Genomic DNA, 19,740 nt, shown 5'->3' with positions numbered 1-19,740 from the left:
TTCCGACTTATCAAATGTGAGCTTTTTCTCATGTTTTTTCTGAGGAGGAAAAATCACTGTCGATTCTCGGATGCGCGCTGGCAGGAGAGGGACCCGCCAGCGCGCAGGGGCAGTCAGGGCCTTAGCCGCGGCTTTAATTCCCGTTCTTCTTGAGCAGCTCAAGGAGCTGTTCTTGCACCTCGCGGCGCCTAATCTTGCCCAGCTGATCCTTGGCCAATTCCTCGAAGTGGTAGAAGGTGCGCGGCACCTTGTACCGGGTCAGGCGCGTGCGGGCGAATTCCTTCATGCCCTCGGGATCGAGCGCCGCGCCGTCACGCAACACGAGGCAGGCGACGACGTCCTCCGAACCATCCGAACGCGGCTGCCCGACGACGGCGGCGTCAACAACGTCGGGGTGAGCGAGCAGGGTCTCCTCCACCTCGGCGGGATAGACGTTAAATCCGCCGGTGATGACCATTTCCTTGATGCGGGAGACGATCTTGATGAATCCGTCCGGCTCCATGACAGCCATGTCCCCGGTGCGGTACCAACCATCGTGAAAGGACTCCGCGGTGGCCTGCGGGTTATTGAAGTAGCCGCGGAAGACCTGGGGTCCGCGCGCGAGCAACTCGCCCGGGGTGCCATCAGGCTGAGTCTCGTCGAGGTTCTCCGGGTTGCCGATGCGGATGTCTGTATCGGGGAAGGGGAGACCGATGTATCCGGGGCGCCGATTCTTATTCATGGGGTTGCCGGTCAGAACCGGCGAGGTCTCGGTGAGGCCATAGCCTTCGACGAGCAGACCCCCGGTGAGGTTCTCCCATTCCTCGACCGTCTCCGTGGGCAGCGCTGCGGCTCCGGAGAGCGCATTGTTGATGCCGGAGATGCTGATATTCTTCTCCCGCGCGGCGGCAATGATCTTGGAGTATAGGGTGGGGACTCCTGGCAGCCAGGTAGGAGTGTGCTTCTTCATGATGTCCATGATGAGCGGGATCTTCGGCGCCGGGGTGAGGACGAGTTCGCCACCGATATAGACGCCTAGCGCGGCGATAAGAGTGAGGCCATAGGCGTGGAACATCGGCAAAGCTGCCAACATGCGCTCGGGCTTCTTGCCAAGGCCGGGGACCCAGGCCTCGCCCATCTTGACGTTGGAGGCGATGTTGCCGTGCGTGAGCTCTGCGCCCTTGGGCTTGCCGGTGGTGCCGGAGGTATAGAGGATGACCGCGAGGCTCTCGGGGCTTAAGGAGCCGTCATCCCGGAGGTTAGAGCCATCCCCACCGATGGCCGAGCCGATAAGCGTGCTCCAGGGCACGGTGTTGGGGGCTGGGGAGGTCAGCTGGTTGCGCTTCTCGGTGATGGGGGGCAGGGGGATGCGCAGCAGCAGCTGTTGTGCGCGCGGCATGGCCTCGGTCATGTTGACGGAGACGATGGTTTCAAGAGAGGTGGTCTCCCGCAGCTCCTCGAAGACCGCGGAGGCGTTGTCCCAGACAATGGCCACTCGTGCCTTGTGGTCCTGGAATAGCTCCTCGAGCTCATGGGCGGTGTAGAGCGGGTTGTGTTCGACGACGGTCGCTCCCAGCTTCAAGATCGCATAAAAGGCCGCGATATGCTGCGGGCAGTTGGGCAGGGCGATAGCCACGCGGTCACCGGGGCGGATGCCGAAGGCCTTGAGCCCTGCGGCTGCCGCTCGGACCTGAGCGTCGAGATCTTTGTAGGTTTGGGTACGGCCGAAGAACCAGGTGGCGGGCCAGGCGGCGTGTTGGGAGAGGTTCTCGTTATACATGTCGACCAGAGTGAGGTCGCCGTAGTCGAGAGTGGCAGGGGTCCACTCCGCGTATTGCTGCAGCCAGGCCTTTGTCTCATAAGCGGACATGATGGGAAGGTCTCCTTTTGTTGGCAGGTGCACTAATAAGTGTTTTTGCTGCTTAGTACTAAGCGCTTCAGTACTAAGTACTTAAGCGTCAACAATATCTGCCTGATGTGAGTTTGACCACTTTCTAGCTTTAGGGGTTGAGAGACGGCCGCTTCTCACACCCCTTGGTTCGAGCTAGTGTTTTTCCTCCGCGGCGAGTCGCTCGAGCAACGCGGCCTGCACCTCGCGGCGCCGAATCTTGCCCATTTGATCCTTGGGCAGTTCCTGGAAGTGGTAGAAGGTGCGCGGCACCTTGTAGCGGGTGAGGCGCTCGCGGCAGAAGTCCTTCAGGCCCTCTGGGTCCAGCGCCGCACCGTCGCTGAGATCGATGCAGGCGACGACGTCCTCCGAACCATCCGGGCGCGGGCGCCCGACGACGGCCACATCATCGATGGAGGGGTGCGTGCGCAGAACTTCCTCGACCTCGCCGGGGTAGACGTTGAAGCCGCCAGTGATGATGATTTCCTTGATGCGGCTGACCAAGCGGATGAATCCATCCGAGTCCATGATGCCCATGTCCCCAGTTCGGAACCAGCCATTGTGGAAGGCCGCAGCGGTGGCTTCTGGGTTATTGAGATAGCCCTTGAATACCTGGTGACCGCGGGCGAGGACCTCGCCAGCGGTGCCATCCGGCTGCGTCTCATCCAGGTTATCCGGGTTGGCTATGCGGACCTCGGTGTCGGGGAAGGGGATACCCACGTATCCAGGACGGCGATCGGTGGTCATGGGGTTGCCCACGATGATGGGGGAGCACTCAGTGAGGCCATAGCCCTCCACGAGCAGCCCTCCTGTGTACTTTTCCCACTTTTCTACGGTTTCCACGGGCAGGGTCGAGGCGCCGGAAAAGGCCGCGCGCACGCCCTTGATGTCCACGCCGTCCTTCTCCGCGGCCTCCACGATGCGCTGATAGAGGGTAGGAACGCCGGGGATCCAGGTCGGGGTGTGCTTCTTCATCAGCTTCATGATGAGGGCAATATCCGGCTTCGGAATGATCACGAGTTCGCCACCGATGAGGGGCTGCAAGACCACGTTCATGGTCAGGCCATAAGCGTGGAAGAAAGGCAGGGCAGCGAGCATGCGCTCGGGACGATCTCCCAAGCCCGGAACCCAGTTCTTGCCCTGGAGAATGACGGCGAAGAAGTTCCCGTGGGAGAGCTGTGCGCCCTTGGGCTGGCCAGTGGTGCCCGAGGTGTACATGATAACCGCGATGGTGTCTTTGGTGACTTCCGGTGGATTCTTCAGATCCTTGCCGTCCCCGCCAATCGCATCCCCAATAAGGGTGTCCCAGGGCACTGTATTGGGGGCCTCACCTGAAAGCTGCTCGCGGGTGGATTTAAGGAAAGGAAGGCGCAGCGCCAAGCGCTGGGCGGTGGGCATAGCATCGATCATGTTGATGGAGATCACCGTCTCCAGATCGGTGCTTCCGCGCAGCTTCTCTAAGGTGGAGGCTGTTTTATCCCAGGCAATGGCGATGCGTGCGCCGTGATCTTTGAACAAACCCTCTAGCTCGTGTGCGGTGTAGAGGGGATTGTGCAAGACTGCGACCGCGCCCAACTTCAAGATGGCATAAAAGGCCGCAACGTACTGCGGGCAGTTGGGGGCGACGATGGCGACGCGATCCCCAGGGCGCACGCCGAAGGCCCGCAGGCCCGCCGCGGCGCGACGCACCTGGCGGTCTAGATCACTAAAGGTCTGGGTCCGGCCAAAGAAGTAGGTGGCTGGCTTATCTGGGTTGATGGCCAAGTTGTTGTCATAGACATCGAGCAGCGTGGTTTCCCCATAATCAAGAGAATGCGGCGTCCATTCCGGATAAAACTGGAGCCAAGCTTTGGAATCAACTGCCGACATGAATGACCTTTCGGGTACGGAGGTTTAGCACCGGCCAGTATACCGCCGCTAGGATAGGGCGCTATGCGCATCGCCATGATCTCCATGCACACCTCTCCCATTGAACAACCAGGCTCGGGGGATGCGGGGGGCATGAATGTCTATGTCATCAACGTGGCCCGCCAATTGGCGCGCCAAGGAGTTGACGTCGACATCTATACGCGCGCCACTCGTCCCAGCCAGGGCGAAATCGTGGAGGTCGAGCCGCGCCTGCGCGTTATCAATATCGTGGCCGGGCCCTATGAGGGGTTGAGTAAGGAAGAGCTCCCCACACAAATGGTCGCCTTCACCGGCGGCTTGGTGCAATTTGTTAAGTGCCATGGGCTGCACTACGATCTCATCCACTCGCACTATTGGCTCTCCGGCCAGGTGGGGTGGCTGTTGAGGGATCTGTGGGGACTGCCACTCGTGCACACAGCGCACACCCTGGCGGCAGTTAAGAACCAATACCGCAGCGGGGATGATACCCAGGAGTCCGAAGCACGCCGCATCTGTGAGCAGCAGCTGGTGGATAACGCGGATGTTCTCGTGGTCAACACTGAGCAGGAGGCTCGCGATCTCATCCGGCATTATGATGCCGATCCTTCACACATTCAGGTGGTATCTCCCGGTGCTGACACCGAGCTCTTTACACCTGGCAGCGATCGCAATACCGAGCGCTCCCGCCGCGAACTGGGCATTCCCCTGCACGCTAAGGTCGTCGCCTTTGTTGGGCGCCTGCAAAAGTTTAAGGGGCCGGACGTGTTGATTCGGGCCGCCGCAGAGCTCTTTCGCCGTGATCCCGAGCGCAACCTGCGCGTCATCATCTGCGGCGGTCCCTCGGGCGCCGATGCCAGCTCCGAGAGCTACCACGCCTTGGTGCGGGAGCTAGGCATGTCCTGTCACGTGCGTTTCTTACAGCCGCGCCCCCCAGAGGAGCTGGTCTCGATTTATCGCGCCGCCGACATCGTGGCTGTTCCCAGCTATAACGAGTCCTTCGGCCTAGTGGCCCTTGAGGCACAGGCTTCTGGCACCCCGGTCGTGGCCGCGCGCGTGGGCGGGCTGCCCATAGCTGTGGCCGAGGGTGAAACCGGTGAGTTGGTTGAGGGACACTCCGCTGCAGCCTGGGCGGATGCACTCGCGCGGCTCCTTGATGACGATGACACCCGCATCGCCATGGGGGAGGCGGCAGTCCACCACGCGGCCCGCTTTAGCTGGGCGGCGTCGGCTAGCTTATTGCGGGACATCTACCAGCAGGCGCTGGCGATCGAGGTCCCCGATTGTCATCAGCGGCACGCGGCTGGCGCTTAATCCTCCCGCGAAGATCACAGGTTGCGCGATTACTTCGGCTCTAGGACGAGCACAAAATGTGAGTCCCGCCCCAATCTCTCGGAACTTTCTTTCAGTTCATGGCATGCTGGTGGCTATGAGTAACGGAAAGCTAATTCTCCTTCGTCATGGTCAATCACAGTGGAACGAGTCCAACCAATTCACCGGCTGGGTAGACGTCGATCTCACCGCCAAGGGTGAGGCCGAGGCAAAGCACGGCGGCGAGCTGCTCAAGGAGCAGGGAATCCTGCCCGAGGTGGTTTATACCTCGTTGCTGCGCCGTGCCATCCGCACCGCGAACATCTCCCTCGACGCTGCTGATCGCCTCTGGATTCCCGTCGTGCGTGACTGGCGTCTCAACGAGCGTCACTACGGTGCGCTCCAGGGTCTCAACAAGGCAGAAACCAAGGAAAAGTACGGCGAAGAGCAGTTCATGGCTTGGCGCCGTTCTTATGGCACCCCGCCACCCGAGCTCGAGGATGGCGCTGAGTACAGCCAGGCCGGAGACCCGCGCTACGCTGACCTGCCGCACGTGCCGCGCACCGAGTGCCTCAAGGACGTCGTCGAGCGCTTCGTCCCCTACTTCGAGGAAGAAATCCTGCCTCGTGCAAAGAAGGGGGAGGTCGTCCTCATCGCCGCGCACGGCAACTCCCTGCGCGCGCTGGTCAAGCACCTTGATGGAATCTCCGATGAGGACATTGCGGGCCTCAACATTCCTACCGGAATTCCGCTGCTCTATGAGATCACCCCTGAGGGTGGAGTGGTCAACCCCGGCGGCACCTACCTGGATCCGGAGGCTGCCGCAGCTGGCGCCGCCGCAGTGGCTGCCCAAGGCGCAAAATAAGCACAGTAACGCGCCGCGTGCAGGCGGCTCAGCGTCTGCCGCGTCGCCTTGTGTGCGTCAGCTAACGCACTAGTTAGACTGCGAAGATCCCCGGGGTGGGCATATACTCCCTGGGGATTCTTTCGTTTTGAGGCAGGGCAATTGGAACTTCTTCTCGCTTTCCTGGCAGGCGTGGCCGTATGCGGTCTCGCCATTCCGCTATACGCGCGTGTGCGTGCCCGCATTCAGCGCTACCGCCAATCCGCCGATACGGATGCCAACCAGGTCAATACGCTCAGCCAAGTCTTGCACCTAGCGGTGCAGGGCTCGCCCACTGGCGTGGCGGTGTTGTCGCGGGATAAAGAGGTCCTCTTGTCCAACACTTCTGCCCATGAGATGGCCATTGTCCATGATCGCTCCGTCAACCCCAATATTTGGTCCGTGGCCGGTGAGGTCTTTGAGGATATGGAAACCCGTACCCTCGACATCGCCATCCCCAAGCGCCGCACTGGGCACCGCGTGACGCAGGTGCAGGCTGTTATCAAGCCGCTCAGTCTCAATGATGACCGCTTCGTCATCATCTACGGCACCGATGAGTCGGAATCCGTGCGCATGGAGTCGGCGCGCCGAGACTTCGTGGCCAACGTCTCTCATGAACTCAAGACCCCTGTGGGCGGCATCGCGCTTTTGGCGGAGGCTCTTTTGCAGGATACGGGGGACCCCGAGCACGTTGAGTACTTCGGCTCTCGGGTGCAAAAGGAAGCCACGCGCTTGGGAGAGATGGTCAGCGAGCTCATCTCCTTGTCCAAGCTGCAGGGAGCGGAGGCGCTGCCTGAGATGGAGCCCTTGCGCATCGATGATGTGGTTGATGAGGCGATCAACCGCAATCAGCTGATGGCGGAGTCCTTCTCTATCGAGCTCACGCGCGGGGAGGCAGTAGGGGTCAAGGTCTTAGGGGATCGCTCTCTATTAGTCACCGCCATCTCCAACCTTATTTCTAATGCCATCCACTACTCTCCAGAGGAGGTGTCGGTGTCTATTTCGCAGAAGGTCGTCGGCGGGGAAGTGGTGCTCGTCCGGGTGACTGATCGCGGCATCGGCATCGCCCCTGAGGATCAGAAACGCGTGTTCGAGCGCTTCTTCCGCGTAGACAAGGCCCGCTCGCGGCAGACGGGTGGCACTGGCCTAGGATTGGCAATTGTAAAGCACGTGGTGGCCAATCATGGCGGCAATATTAAGTTGTGGTCGCGTCCGGGCACAGGTTCTACGTTCACCATTGAGCTGCCCATTTATAAAGAAGAAAAGCCGGCGGAGTCTGCCGGGAAACAGGATAATGTCAAAGAGGGAGCTGTTAAGTCCGCAGCTTCAGGGTTGCCGCGCGCGGTTGTGCGCGCCGCAGCACGTCGAAAGGATAAAGCATAATGACCACTATCCTCATCGTCGAAGATGAAGAGTCGCTGGCGGATCCGCTTGCGTTTCTCCTCCGCAAGGAAGGCTTCGAAACGGTTGTCGCCAATGATGGCCCCACCGCCCTGGAGGAGTTCGCGCGCAATGACATCGACATTGTCTTGCTCGATCTCATGCTTCCGGGCATGTCCGGCACCGATGTGTGCAAGCAGCTGCGGGCAGTATCTTCTGTTCCCGTCATTATGGTTACCGCGCGCGACTCGGAGATTGACAAGGTCGTAGGCCTCGAGCTCGGCGCGGATGACTACGTGACCAAGCCCTATTCTTCGCGCGAACTCATCGCCCGTATCCGCGCGGTGCTGCGCCGCGGGCAGGATTCCTCCGGGGATCACGCGGATCCGGACTTTGATGAGCAGATTCTCGAGGGCGGGCGCGTGCGCATGGACGTCGAACGCCATACCGTCATCGTCGCGGGTGCCCCAGTGGCAATGCCCCTCAAAGAATTCGACCTACTGGAATACTTACTGCGCAACATCGGCCGAGTACTCACGCGCGGCCAGCTCATCGATCGCATCTGGGGTGCGGACTACGTCGGGGACACCAAGACCCTCGACGTTCATGTCAAGCGTCTGCGCTCCAAGATCGAGGAGGAGCCCTCCCGTCCACGCCACCTCGTCACCGTGCGTGGCCTGGGCTATAAGTTCGAGCTTTAGCGCCTAGGCGTTAGCCCCACGAGAACTGACAGGGCCCTTGCGCTGGTTCTGTTCTGGATAAGCATGAGCCTCCACGCTGGCAGGGTGGCGCGATAGGCCTACCCCTACGGCGGCGGCACGCTCGCGCGCGCTGCAATGGGAGGCCAGAATCTCATAGCATTCCTCGCCCATGAGGGCGATGAGCTCCGTCTTTTGGGAGCGCCACATGGGAGCCGCGGAGGTATGGCAGGCGGAATCGCCGCTGCAATACCAGTCGAAGTCCTCGCCGCCGTTGCCCCACCCGCGGCGATCGTATTCGCCGATGGTGGTGCGCAGGATCTCCTGGCCATCGGTGCGTTCTTCGTAGGCCTCATGCCGGCGCAGCGGCAGCTGCCAGCACACCTCGGGCTTGGCTACCGTGAGGTCGGCCCCGGCCTCGAGCGCCCATTGATGGATGGCGCAGCCAGCACCAGTGCCCCAGCCGGCGCGGTTGGCAAAGATACACGCCCCATCCACGATGGGCGTTTTCAACGCCGGCTCCGGCTCCCCGTCCTCGCCATCGAGCTCGTCCCATTCCAGCCAGGGCTCTAGCTCTATGGGGTCCTCCGATTGCAGGTACCTATCTACCCCCGCCGGGCGCAGCTGCCAAAAACGAGCGGGCATCTGCGCGACGGCGTCATATAGCTGGTCGCGGTCCGTCTCATCAGCCATGTAGGCGCCGTGGACGCAGCAGCCCACCTCGGGGCTTTGCTTGTCGATGCCGTGACAAGCCGCCGTACCAAATTGGCAGCTGTAGTGCGATTCCAACCACGTCAGATCGATGCTGAAGAGGTGGTAGGGGTCCTCTGGATCACAAAACTCGAACCATTCGCGCGGAAAATCAGGGGCGACCTCGCGGCCGGCGCGGATAGAGGCTGCGGCGGGTGAGGAGGCGGGAAAACCGAGATAGACCTCGGTGGATTTCGGGCGATTCACACCTCCCCACGGTAGACCTACTACGCTAAGAGTGTGCGATTAGGTGTATTAGACGTCGGAAGTAATACCGTCCACTTGGTCGCGGTAGATGCCGCGACCGGTGGACGGCCATCTCCCATGAGCGATTGGAAGACCCCGCTGCGGCTCGTCGAGCAGCTGGACAAGGATGGAAACATCCATGACAAGGGTCTAAAGAAGCTCATTGCGGCGGTCGATGAAGCCAACGAGTTGGGCCAAAAGCTCGGCTGTGATGAGTTCATCGCCTTTGCCACCTCCGCAGTGCGCTCTGCCCCCAACTCCGAGCACGTGCTCGATGAGGTGGAGAAGGCCACGGGCGTGCGCCTGGAGATCCTCTCCGGCGTCGAAGAGGCGCGGCTGACATTCCTGGCCGTGCGGCGCTGGTATGGCTGGTCTGCAGGCCGTATCACCAACCTCGATATCGGCGGTGGTTCCCTCGAACTATCCACCGGCACTGATGAACAGCCGGATTTGGCCTTCTCTCTGGACTTGGGTGCTGGGCGCCTGACCCATAATTGGTTCGATACCGATCCTCCCGGCAAGAAGAAGGTCAGCATGCTCCGGGACTATATCGATGCTGAGTTGGTCGATGTCACTGCGCAGATGAGCAACCTGGGCCCGGCAGGACTGGCAGTCGGAACCTCAAAAACCTTCCGCACGCTGGCACGATTGACTGGTGCTGCGCCTTCTTCAGCCGGCCCTTATATGAAGCGGACGCTGACCGCGCCTGGTCTGCGGCAGTTGATTTCTTTCATCTCGCGCATGACCGCAGCAGACAGGGCAGACCTGGAAGGTGTAAGTTCAGACCGTTCGCATCAAATCGTGGCCGGTGCGTTGGTGGCGGAGGCCAGCATGCGCGCTCTGGGCATCGACAAGCTAGAAATTTGCCCTTGGGCACTTCGAGAGGGCGTAATTTTACGCCGAACTGACAAGGGACTGGAATAGGAAGAGATCATGGCTGACGAAAAACAGTTGACCGTGGCGGAACTGCTCGCGCGTAATAATAAGGAGCGGAGCGCTCACGGTGACGCCTCCTCTGAAGGCGAGGGATCGCGCCGCCGTCATCGTCGCAGCATCGACGAGGGTGGTATCTCCGTAGCGGAGCTGACCGGCAATCTAGAAAAGGTCAAGGCTACCCCGGCCCAGTCCAAGCACTCCAGCGTGCCCATTGATAAGACCGCCCCGGTCATTCCTGCGCCCCCTAAGCCTGCAGAGGAAGAGAAGCCGGAGCAGGAGCGGGCGAAGGCGGCCACGCCGGCTAAGTCTGCAGAGTCAGCAAAGTCTGCGGAGTCACAAAAGCCTGCCAAGCCTGCCAAGCCTGACTCCGGCAAGGCTGCATCGTCGGACGCCGACAAGGTTGCATCGTCGGACGCCGACAGCGCCCCTTCTCTGGACGTCGACAAGCAACCAGCGGAAGAAGCTACGGCGAAGAAGCCGCAGCCTTCCACGGATGACACCACCGTATTCAACCGCGTTCCGCAGGCTCCTGCTGCAGTAGTGGAGCCGGAGTCCAAGGCTAAGGTTGCACAGACTCCTGCTACTGCGGAAGAAGAGCCTTCCAGCGCCGCCGGACAGGGCGCAGCAGTTGCTGCTCCGGCAGTTGCTACTCCGGCAGAGGGCATCGACAGCGAGGCTATCGATGGAGAGTCCGCGGAGTCTGAGGTTGGGCCCGAGCTGGAGAGTGATTCCGAGGAGGGCGAGGAAGAAGACTCTAAGCTCAACGCTTTCTCCATCATCCTCTTGGCAGTGATTGGCATCGTCGTCGGTGCGGTTGTATTCAAGGGATTTGAGATCTTGTGGGATCGCTTCGACCGCATCGTCGTTGCCGTGCTCGCCATCATGGTCACAGCGGCCAGCGTGGGCGCCGTCCACGCGTTGCGCACTGTGCGTGACCGTTTCTCCATGGTCTTGGCTGCCTTTGTTGGCCTGGTGCTGACCTTCGGACCCTTGCTTCTTGTCATGTAGTTCTTTCTTCGCCGCGCTTGTCCGCGCAGAAATTTCGGCCCGGTTTCCTCTGTGGAGGTAGCCGGGCCGATTCCTTTCTGGCACTGTGGAGGGCATGACAAAGATTGCAGTTTTAGGCGGAGGACAAATCGGAGAAGCCCTAGTTTCAGGGCTGATAGCAGCGGGTTTCCCGGCTGCGGACGTGGTGGTGACGAACCGCCGCCAAGCGCGGAGCGCCGAGTTGGAGGAGACCTACGGGGTGTCGACCACCAGCAACAATGAGCAGGCTATCGCGGGTGCGGACTACGTATTCCTGTGCGTCAAGCCCTATGCCATCATCGAGCTCTTGGAGGGTCTGCACCCAGGCAAGGAATCGGTATTCATCTCCATGGCCGCGGGCCTGACCCTCAACGCGCTGGAGGCCGCGGTCCCACAGGGCACTCCGGTGATTCGCGTCATGCCCAATACACCCATGCTGGTGGGGGCAGGTATGAGCACGCTAGCCCCGGGAACGGCTGTTTCTGAGGAACAGACTGCGCAGGTGGTCAAGCTGCTTGAATCCGTCGGTGAGGTCGAAGTAATCGCGGACAAGGACATGGATGCCGCCGCGGCGCTGCAAGGCTCGGCTCCGGCGTACTTCTTCCTCATTGCAGAGGCGCTTATCGACGCAGGGGTACAGCTTGGTCTAACGCGCGATAGCGCCCAGCGCATGGTCACGCAGACAGTAGCCGGCTCGGGCAAGATGCTCACGGATTCCGGCCGTGACCCTGTGACCCTGCGTGCCAATGTCACCTCGCCCGGTGGAACAACCGCCGCCGCATTGCGCGAGTTGGAGGAGTCAGGACTGCGCGGAGCCTTCTTCCGTGCTGCTGAGGCCTGTGCGCAGCGCTCTAAAGAACTTGGTTAGAGCGCTTGGCCTGAGTGTTTGGCCTGAGTGTTGGGCTAAGGAACTGTCCAAACGGACACAATCCATCGCCAAAGGGCGATATGGCGTTACTATCGCCCCCATGTGGGGGCGTTTAGGGCGCGGGTCCTGTGACGCCTGTTGCGCGGGGTGTTTCTGGGTGACTTAGGGGGCGAAAGTTAAGAAAATTGGCTCTTGGGTCGCATTAATCACAAGTTTCACGATAGGCTAGTTAAAGCACGTGCGTGATTGTCCTGTAGGAGGGGAAGCCTACAGCGCGTCGCGAGCTGAAGGATTAGATAAATTATGGCTAATGAAGATAAAGGGACCTTTCTAACCATCGCCGAGGTTGCGGAGATTATGCGCGTCTCAAAGATGACGGTTTATCGTTTGGTCCATGCGGGCGAGATGCCGGCTGTGCGCGTGGGACGCTCGTTCCGTGTTCATGAGTCCGCCGTCACCGAGTACCTTGAGGCCTCCGTTTACGGGGCATAGCAAGTACTGCTAAGTAAGTACTGCAACCGGTACTGGGATGCGAAGAAAGCCGCATCATTAGGCAGCGCCCACCACTGTAGATCCGCTGGGTCCGCGGTGGTGGGCGTTGTTTATGCCTTCTTAAGGCCGTGCTCATGGCGTGCACGAGCATTGCATTAATGCCGACCCGCTTTTGGAGCTGGGACATGGCCTAGGTATGATGAGGAGCATTCGTGTCGACACCCGCGCCTGTGTCTTTCCAGCTGCATACGCGGCTGGGGTTGCTTAGAGTGCACCTTTGCGGCCATTTCCGGGCTACTGTCGGCAGGTTTAGTACGTACTAACTGCGAAAGTGAGGAAACCAGTAATGGGTTCTGTTATTAAGAAGCGCCGCAAGCGCATGTCCAAAAAGAAGCACCGCAAGATGCTGCGCCGTACTCGCGTGCAGCGTCGTAAGCTCGGCAAGTAAGAGCTTCTTCTCTAATGCCCCGGCAGTCTTTTCCTAGTGGATGAGACTGCCGGGGCCTTAGTGCGTTTCTGGGGAGGAAAAGAGGTTGCAGTGACCTATCTACCGCCGTAGCCAGCGCCATGAGCCATAGGAGAGAGCGCCGGTGACGAGGGCGGGCAGGCCGTAGGAGCGGATGGCACGGCGGATGGAGCGGTAGTCGCGCACGAGCCAGCCGCGCTCCTCAGCAATACGGCGCAGCTTGCGGTCAGGGTTAATGGCGACGGCAGTGCCCACCATAGAGAGCATGGGGACGTCATTGGCGGAGTCTGAGTAGGCGGTGCAACGCTCGAGATCGAGGCCTTCGATGGTGGCCAGCGCAGCCACGGCGTGGGTCTTGCCCGGGCCGTGGAGGATGTCACCCACGAGGCGCCCGGTGAACTTGCCGTCCTTGACCTCCGCAACGGTGCCGAGGGCGCCGGTGAAGCCGAATCGGCGAGCAAGGATCTGTGCCAGCTGCACGGGGGTGGCGGTGACGAGCCAGACCTGCTGCCCGGCGGCTAGGTGCATTTGGGCGAGCTGATTGGTGCCGGGGTAGGCGCGGCGAGCCAAGGAGGCGTCCACGATCTCCTCACAGAGCTCGGTGAGATCCTCCACGCTGCGGCCTTTGACAAACTCCAAGGCTTGGGTGCGTCCGGCGGCAACATCGGCGGCATTTTCGGAGCCGGAGACCCGGAACTTGAGCTGCTTCCATGCCACGGGCAGGATCTCGGAGAGCTTGAAGTAGCGCTTGCGGGCGAGCCCGAAGGCGAACTCCACCAGCGAGGAGCCCTGGATGAGGGTGTTATCCACGTCGAAGAAGGCAGCGGTGCCGACATCCTCAGGAACGTCCGGATCGGGGGCGGTGAGCCGCTGGCTGCCAGCCGCATCATAGGAGCCGGAGACGGAATCCACCCCGGAGGCGAAGGACTCCAGGTCAATGCCGAAGACCTCCAGCGCGGCCGCCGCAGCTGCTTCGCCCGCCTCTTTCTGAGACTTCTCATCCACGGGTGGGAGCGCCTGGGTTTCCAAGAAGTTGCGCAGGTTTCCACGCGAGGCCGTCCAGTTAGCCAAGAAGGCCCGGGGCGACTCAGGGAATCCGGGGGGTTGCGGGGAGGAGGCTGGCACGAGGAGAGGAAACAGCTTTCGTTTTCGGGATAGGTGATATCGGGATACGTGGTCGAGATACTTTACTGACGTGCCCATAGTATCCTCTTTAATCTAACCTTGATACCGGTAGAGGAGAACCCCGTATATGGCACGTCGGATAGTGGAACTTATGGTGCGCACTGGCTGCGGATCGTGCAGCCGCGTCTATGAGCAGATCCTTCCCGTGGTCGAGGCGGCGGGGGCAACGCTGCGGGTGCGCAATATTGAGGAAGAAAAAGAACTGAATATGGAGTACGGGGATCGCGTTCCAGTAGTGGTCATAGACGGCGAAGAGTTCGCGTGCTGGGAAGTGGAGAACGCTGAGTTGGCTGCTGAGCTGGCGCGCTGAGTCGGGGGAAGAAGAGGTATTTCTGCGGGTTTATGAATACAATTGCGGAAATGGCTGGCGCGCCAGCAAGCGGTGCGGCCGGCAGCCTGCGTCAGACGCGGCGCGCTGGGTTTCGGATTTTCCCAGTAAACCAGGTAGTCTTTTGGTTGATTTCGATCAATCAAAGGATTGATGTGACTGTGGAGGAATGTGCATGAGTGTGCTCGTCGTGGGGATGTCCCACCAGTCGGCACCGGTAGCGCTGCTAGAAAAGCTAAGCATGGACCCGGCGGTACAAAACAACGCCTGCGGGATGCTCATCCACTCCGGCTCTTTGTCGGAGGCGATGATCATCTCCACGTGCAACCGCCTGGAAGTCTATACGGTGACCAACTCCTTTCACACGGGAGTACAAGACGTGGTGCGTACCCTCACGGAGATCTCCGGTGTAGAGGAAGACGCGCTGCGTAGTTATCTCTACGTTCGCTACGCCGATGCCGCCGCAGAGCACCTCATGACCGTCACCGCTGGACTGGATTCCATGGTCATGGGTGAACAGCAGATCATCGGCCAGGTACGCACGGCCTATCAGCTGGCCGCGGATCAAGGCACGGTGGGGCCACGCATCCATTCGCTGGCGCAGTCGGCGCTGCATGCCGGCAAGCGCGTGCATACGGAGACCAGCATCGATGAGGCAGGTGTCTCGATGGTCTCTTTCGCCTTCGATCAGGCGCTACAACGCATGGGCGTCAAAGATCTAAGCGGCAAGAAGGTTCTCGTTCTCGGTGCCGGTGCCATGGCTTCCCTGGCGGCTACGCACGCTGGCAAGCTGGGCGCGGCCGAATTGGTCGTGGCCAACCGCACGCGCGATCGCGCCGAGCGCCTCGCCAGCCATGCTAGGCAGGCCGGGGTGGCAGCGCGCGTCGTTGACTTTGGGGATCGGGCCCGTGCCCTAGGCCAGGTCGATATGGCGATCTCCGCCACGGGAGCGCAGAACTTCACCATTCGTGCCCAGGATATTCCAGTCCTTCCGGCGCGCGCCAAGCTCATGTTCGTTGATCTATCGCTGCCGCGTGACATCGATGACGCCGTCGCCGAGCGCCCAGGCGCTGATCTGGTCAACATTGAAAGGCTCAGCCGTTCCCTCAATGCAGCGGATACAGACGTTGCCGCAGGTACGAGCCCGCATGCGCAGGCGCGGCGGATAGTCAACGAGGAGCTCGAGGCTTATGCCTCCGCGCAACGCGTGCGTGACGTGGTTCCGGCGGTCTCCGCGCTGCGTCGGCGCGCTGCCGATCTGGTGGCGTGCGAGGTAGCTCGGCTCGAGCAGAAGCATCCGGAGCTCGATGAGAAGCAGGTGGGGGACATGAACATGGCCCTCAAACGCGTCGTCGACAAGCTCCTGCACGAGCCCACAGTGCGGGCGAAGAAGCTCGCTGCCGCCTCGGGAACCGTCAGCCACGAACGCGCCCTCCAGGAGCTCTTCGGGCTCCAGCTCGAGGGCAGTGGGGTATCAGTTCCCGCGGATCAGCTGCCGGATTGGGGCCCCACAAATACCGTCTCGCCCCTGCCCCTCAAGACTCAGAAAGAAGCCTAGATGTTCAAGATCGGTACCCGAGGTTCCAAACTTGCCACCACCCAGTCGGGGCATGTGCAACAGTGGCTGGAGGAGGCGGGGCACCCTGCCGAGCTGCACATCGTTACCACTGCGGGGGATACCAATATGGCCCCCGTCGAGCGTATCGGCGTGGGCGTGTTTACCCAGGCGCTGCGGGAGGCGCTGGACAAGGGCGAGTGCGATATTGCGGTGCATTCCTTCAAGGATCTGCCCACCGCCCCCGATGATCGTTTCCGGCTGGTTGTTCCCCGCCGCGCTGATTCCCGCGAGGCCCTGGTGGCGCGCGATGGAATGCGCCTGCAGGACCTGCCGCAGGGCGCGCGGGTGGGAACCTCGGCACCGCGTCGCATTAGCCAGCTCAAGGCGCTGCGCCCGGATCTGGATATTCGCCCCCTGCGTGGCAACATCGACACCCGCATGTCGAAGGTGACCGATGGTGAGCTCGACGCCGTGGTCTTGGCCTATGCGGGGCTGATGCGCGCGGACTACCAGGATCGCGCCACCGAGGTCTTTGACCCAGAAGTATTCATGCCGGCTCCGGCCCAGGGCGCACTGGCCTTGGAGGCCAAGATTGGTACCGCCGCCGCTGCCGCCTTGGATGAATTGGCTGATAACGCGGCCACCTTTGCCGCGGTGGGAGAGCGCACAGTGCTCTCTCGCCTGGAGGCGGGTTGTACTGCTCCGGTAGCGGCTACCTCGCACTGGGAGGGCGAGGAACTCGTGGTGCGCGGGGGAGTCTTCGCCCTCGATGGTTCGCGGCAGATTCTGGCCACGGCGCGCGGTGCGGCGGAGTCGGCGGCAGAACTAGGCCGCGGGGTCTCCGAGGAGCTTTTTGCCCATGGGGCCGCCGAGATCCTGCAGTGATGGTTTCTGCAATGGTTTCTGCGTTAATTTCACCTTTAAGCGTTAATAAATTAAGGTGTACCTAGCATACAATCATTGCTTCCCAATGATTCGGTCCACCTTAAGGGCATCCCAGGACGTTTGACCTGGGATTTTGTCCGTTATGTACTGATTTCGCACCCCGCCCGCTGGCTTCAGGGCAAACGTCGCACTCGATCATCTCCGCGCGTGACGCCTGAGTCCCGATTTAGAAAAGAACCTTATGAGCAATGCCGTGCCCGAGAACCAGCCCAAACTGGGGAACCCCGAGCTGGGAAAGATCATCTTTGTCGGTGCTGGCCCAGGCAATCCTGACTTATTGACCGTTCGTGCACGGGAAGTTTTGGCCTCCACGGCCGTGGCCATCGTGGAGCCCGAGGTCCTCGGCTCCGTCCGCGAGATCATTGCCTCCGCCGTCCCAGTTCCCAAGGAGTTGGTTGACGCCGCCGAGGAAGAATACGCACGCATGTGCGCCGCGGCTAAAGAGGCAGGCGCGCGCCGCAAGCCACCGCGTCCGGCAGAACCCACTGCGGCAGTTATCCATGTCCAAGAAGGGGTTCCCGGCGAGGACATCGTTCCCCAGCTGTGCGCGGCCTTGGAAGAGGCACAGGGGGGCGACGTTATCCGTCTCGTGGCAGGAAACCCGCTCAACAGGGATTCCATTAAGGCGGAGATCAACGCGGTTGCCTCCGCGGGCCTGGAGTTCCAGGTTGTACCCGGTATGTCCCTTCCTTCTACCGTGCCTTCTTTTGCCGGTCTCGCGCTGGGCTCGACCTATACCGAGGCGGATGTCACCGGCGGGGCTGATTGGGAAGCGCTGGCCAATGCCACCCAGCCCATAGTTCTGCAGGCCACCGCAGCGGATCTTCCGCTCATCTCCGCGAAGTTGCAGGAGTTTGGGATGCCGGCTGATACCGAGGCCTATGTCACCGTGCATGGCACCACTCGGTTGCAGCGCACCCATGAGACCACGCTGGGAACGTTGGGCAAGCTCGATGCCGAGCTCAGCGGTAGCCTCGTCGTGACGCTGGGCCGCAGTTTCGATGATCGCTCCAAGTACTCGTGGTGGGAAAACCGTCCGCTCTACGGCTGGCGCGTGCTCGTCCCGCGCACGAAGGAGCAGGCAGCGGCCATGTCCGCCCGCTTGGCTGGCTACGGGGCTATCCCGCAGTCGGTGCCCACGATTTCCGTGGAGCCCCCGCGCAACCCCGCGCAGATGGAGCGCGCCATCAAGGGAATCGTCGAGGGTCGCTACAAGTGGATAGTTTTTACCTCCGTCAACGCCGTCACGGCCGTATGGCGCAAGATCGCCGAGCTCGGCTTGGACGCGCGTGACTTCGCTGGCGTTCACCTCGCCGCGGTGGGGCAGAAGACGGCGGATGCCGTCCGCGCCAAGGGTATGGTTCCGGAGCTGCTTCCCCCAGCCGCCAAGCAGAATGCCGAAGGCTTGGTTGAGGTATTCCCCAACTACGTCGAGGACATCGATGCGGTGGGTCGCGTGCTTCTTCCGCGCGCTGACATCGCGGGCGAGGCCCTGGTTACTGGGCTAGAGGAGCTGGGCTGGGAGGTCGATGATGTCGTGGCTTATCGCACGGTTCGCGCCGCGCCGCCTTCGGCCGAGATCCGGGACATGATCAAGTCCGGCGGATTCGACGCGGTGGCCTTTACCTCGGGCTCTACCGTGCGCAACCTCGTCGGTATAGCCGGTAAGCCCCATACCCGTACCATCATCGCTTGCATTGGCCCCTCCACCAAGGCGGCGGCTGAGGAGATGGGTCTGCGCGTTGACGTGGTGCCCGAGGTTGCGGATGTGCCCTCGCTTATCGACGGTCTTGCTGAGCACGTCGCAGCCCTCCGCGCCGCCGGAAACCTTCCCGCGCCCCGCAAGAAGCGTCGTTCGCGCAAGAAGGCTACTAAGGTCGAGAAGGCATAGATTTTTCTCAACCTCGCTCAAAGGAGTAATACCAGTGAGCACTTTCCCCAATCGTCGTCCCCGCCGCCTGCGCCAGTCCGCGGCCCTCCGCGAGTTGGTCGCGGAGACCACATTGCGCCCGGCGGACTTTATCCTCCCGATGTTCATCGTTGATGGGATCGACGCGCCGCGCGAGATTCCCTCCATGCCGGGGGTTTATCAGCACACCATCGATTCCTTGAAGCGCGCCGCCCACGAGGCGCTCGACGCGGGCGTGAAGTGCGTTGACCTTTTCGGCGTGCCGCTCGATGAGGATAAGGATGAAACCGGTTCGGCCGCGTGGCAGCCGGATGGAATCCTCAACCTGGGCATCAGCGCGCTGCGGCAGGAATTTGGGGATGATCTCATCGTCATGTCCGATACCTGCCTCGATGAGTTCACCTCCCACGGGCACTGCGGAGTGCTCGATGAGAAGGGTCGCGTGGATAATGACGCCACCGTCAAGCTCTATCAGGATATGGCGCGTTCGCAGGCCCGCGCCGGCGCTCACATGGTGAGCCCCTCCGGGATGATGGATGGCCAGGTTGCCGCCATTCGTCGCAACTTGGACGAGGCCGGCCACGAGGATGTGGCCATCATGGCCTACTCGGCGAAGTATGCCTCGGCATTCTTCGGCCCCTTCCGCGACGCGGTGGGATCTTCCTTGGAGGGCGATCGCCGTACCTACCAGCAAGATCCCCGCAACTTCCGGGAGTCCCTCCTCGAGGCGCAGCTCGACTTCGAGGAAGGCGCCGACATTGTTATGGTCAAGCCGGGGCTGCCCTACCTCGACGTGCTCTCCGCTGTTGCGGAGACCTCGCCGGTGCCGGTTTCGGTCTACCAGGTCTCGGGTGAGTATGCGATGATCAAGGCCGCCGGCGCCAACGGTTGGATCGACGGCGAGGCAGTTATGATGGAATCCCTGACCGCATTCAAGCGCGCCGGGGCGGATCAGATCCTCACCTACTTCGCCACCGACGCCGCCCGTCTTCTCAAGTAAGGAAAACG

Annotated in this window: 18 protein-coding genes; 14 read left to right on the top strand and 4 right to left on the bottom strand. The window is 61.4% G+C overall.

Annotated elements, in window-relative coordinates:
* Positions 1-133 precede the first annotated feature (133 nt).
* Positions 134-1,849: a long-chain-fatty-acid--CoA ligase gene (locus B2696_RS01160; RefSeq protein WP_286953464.1), complete on the bottom strand. Its 1,716-nt coding sequence runs from the start codon at positions 1,847-1,849 to the stop codon at positions 134-136.
* A 174-nt stretch (positions 1,850-2,023) separates the two neighbouring features.
* Positions 2,024-3,736: a long-chain-fatty-acid--CoA ligase gene (locus B2696_RS01155; RefSeq protein ID WP_286953463.1), complete on the bottom strand. Its 1,713-nt coding sequence runs from the start codon at positions 3,734-3,736 to the stop codon at positions 2,024-2,026.
* Positions 3,737-3,799: 63 nt separating this feature from the next.
* On the opposite strand from B2696_RS01155, the gene mshA reads away from it, so the two are divergent.
* The 4 genes from mshA to B2696_RS01135 all read left to right on the top strand — a co-directional run bounded on the left by mshA (position 3,800) and on the right by B2696_RS01135 (position 8,026).
* Positions 3,800-5,065, top strand: a complete 1,266-nt coding sequence (gene mshA, locus B2696_RS01150; RefSeq protein WP_075729037.1) for a D-inositol-3-phosphate glycosyltransferase — start codon at positions 3,800-3,802, stop codon at positions 5,063-5,065.
* Between the two features lie 115 nt (positions 5,066-5,180).
* Positions 5,181-5,927: a phosphoglyceromutase gene (locus tag B2696_RS01145; RefSeq protein WP_075729038.1), complete on the top strand. Its 747-nt coding sequence runs from the start codon at positions 5,181-5,183 to the stop codon at positions 5,925-5,927.
* Positions 5,928-6,068: 141 nt separating this feature from the next.
* Entirely contained in the window at positions 6,069-7,328 is a 1,260-nt protein-coding gene (locus B2696_RS01140; protein WP_286953460.1) for a sensor histidine kinase, read from the top strand.
* Entirely contained in the window at positions 7,328-8,026 is a 699-nt protein-coding gene (locus B2696_RS01135; RefSeq protein WP_286953456.1) for a response regulator transcription factor, read from the top strand. The genes B2696_RS01140 and B2696_RS01135 overlap by 1 nt, the downstream gene beginning before the upstream one ends.
* A gap of 3 nt (positions 8,027-8,029) precedes the next feature.
* Here B2696_RS01135 and B2696_RS01130 read toward each other — a convergent pair whose 3' ends face one another.
* A complete protein-coding gene (locus B2696_RS01130) occupies positions 8,030-8,980 on the bottom strand; it encodes a hypothetical protein (protein ID WP_286953453.1) in 951 nt (316 codons plus the stop codon).
* Positions 8,981-9,013: 33 nt separating this feature from the next.
* Here B2696_RS01130 and B2696_RS01125 point away from each other — a divergent pair, with 33 nt between their 5' ends.
* From B2696_RS01125 to B2696_RS01105, 5 genes are all read left to right on the top strand, one after another.
* Positions 9,014-9,943, top strand: a complete 930-nt coding sequence (locus tag B2696_RS01125) for a Ppx/GppA phosphatase family protein (protein WP_075729042.1) — start codon at positions 9,014-9,016, stop codon at positions 9,941-9,943.
* A gap of 9 nt (positions 9,944-9,952) precedes the next feature.
* On the top strand, positions 9,953-10,963 hold the full coding sequence (locus B2696_RS01120) for a tripartite tricarboxylate transporter TctB family protein (RefSeq protein WP_286953451.1): 1,011 nt from the start codon (positions 9,953-9,955) through the stop codon (positions 10,961-10,963).
* A 94-nt stretch (positions 10,964-11,057) separates the two neighbouring features.
* On the top strand, positions 11,058-11,849 hold the full coding sequence (gene proC, locus B2696_RS01115; protein ID WP_276623145.1) for a pyrroline-5-carboxylate reductase: 792 nt from the start codon (positions 11,058-11,060) through the stop codon (positions 11,847-11,849).
* A gap of 303 nt (positions 11,850-12,152) precedes the next feature.
* The gene (locus B2696_RS01110) at positions 12,153-12,341 is read left to right on the top strand and encodes a helix-turn-helix domain-containing protein (protein WP_075729045.1); all 189 of its coding nucleotides are present in this window, start codon (positions 12,153-12,155) and stop codon (positions 12,339-12,341) included.
* A 346-nt stretch (positions 12,342-12,687) separates the two neighbouring features.
* Positions 12,688-12,789: a 30S ribosomal protein bS22 gene (locus tag B2696_RS01105; protein ID WP_003855542.1), complete on the top strand. Its 102-nt coding sequence runs from the start codon at positions 12,688-12,690 to the stop codon at positions 12,787-12,789.
* Between the two features lie 99 nt (positions 12,790-12,888).
* Here the strand turns inward: B2696_RS01105 and B2696_RS01100 are convergent, their stop codons facing one another.
* Positions 12,889-13,878, bottom strand: a complete 990-nt coding sequence (locus B2696_RS01100; protein ID WP_286953449.1) for an HAD family hydrolase — start codon at positions 13,876-13,878, stop codon at positions 12,889-12,891.
* A gap of 181 nt (positions 13,879-14,059) precedes the next feature.
* Here B2696_RS01100 and B2696_RS01095 point away from each other — a divergent pair, with 181 nt between their 5' ends.
* The 5 genes from B2696_RS01095 to hemB all read left to right on the top strand — a co-directional run bounded on the left by B2696_RS01095 (position 14,060) and on the right by hemB (position 19,732).
* On the top strand, positions 14,060-14,302 hold the full coding sequence (locus B2696_RS01095) for a glutaredoxin family protein (protein ID WP_286953448.1): 243 nt from the start codon (positions 14,060-14,062) through the stop codon (positions 14,300-14,302).
* A gap of 193 nt (positions 14,303-14,495) precedes the next feature.
* Complete coding sequence (locus tag B2696_RS01090) at positions 14,496-15,878, top strand: glutamyl-tRNA reductase (RefSeq protein WP_286953446.1); 1,383 nt, start codon at positions 14,496-14,498, stop codon at positions 15,876-15,878.
* Positions 15,879-16,763, top strand: coding sequence for a hydroxymethylbilane synthase (gene hemC, locus B2696_RS01085; RefSeq protein ID WP_286953445.1), 885 nt, complete (start codon positions 15,879-15,881; stop codon positions 16,761-16,763).
* Between the two features lie 241 nt (positions 16,764-17,004).
* Complete coding sequence (locus tag B2696_RS01080) at positions 17,005-18,714, top strand: uroporphyrinogen-III synthase (protein WP_075729049.1); 1,710 nt, start codon at positions 17,005-17,007, stop codon at positions 18,712-18,714.
* A gap of 34 nt (positions 18,715-18,748) precedes the next feature.
* Positions 18,749-19,732, top strand: coding sequence for a porphobilinogen synthase (gene hemB / locus B2696_RS01075; RefSeq protein ID WP_075729050.1), 984 nt, complete (start codon positions 18,749-18,751; stop codon positions 19,730-19,732).
* The last annotated feature ends 8 nt before the right edge of the window (positions 19,733-19,740 follow it).

This window comes from Corynebacterium sp. UBA4397, from assembly GCF_002390965.1.
Classification (GTDB): Bacteria; Actinomycetota; Actinomycetes; order Mycobacteriales; family Mycobacteriaceae; genus Corynebacterium; species Corynebacterium flavescens.
Note: the sequence above shows the minus strand (reverse complement) of the source record. Positions and strands in the feature narration are given on the sequence as shown.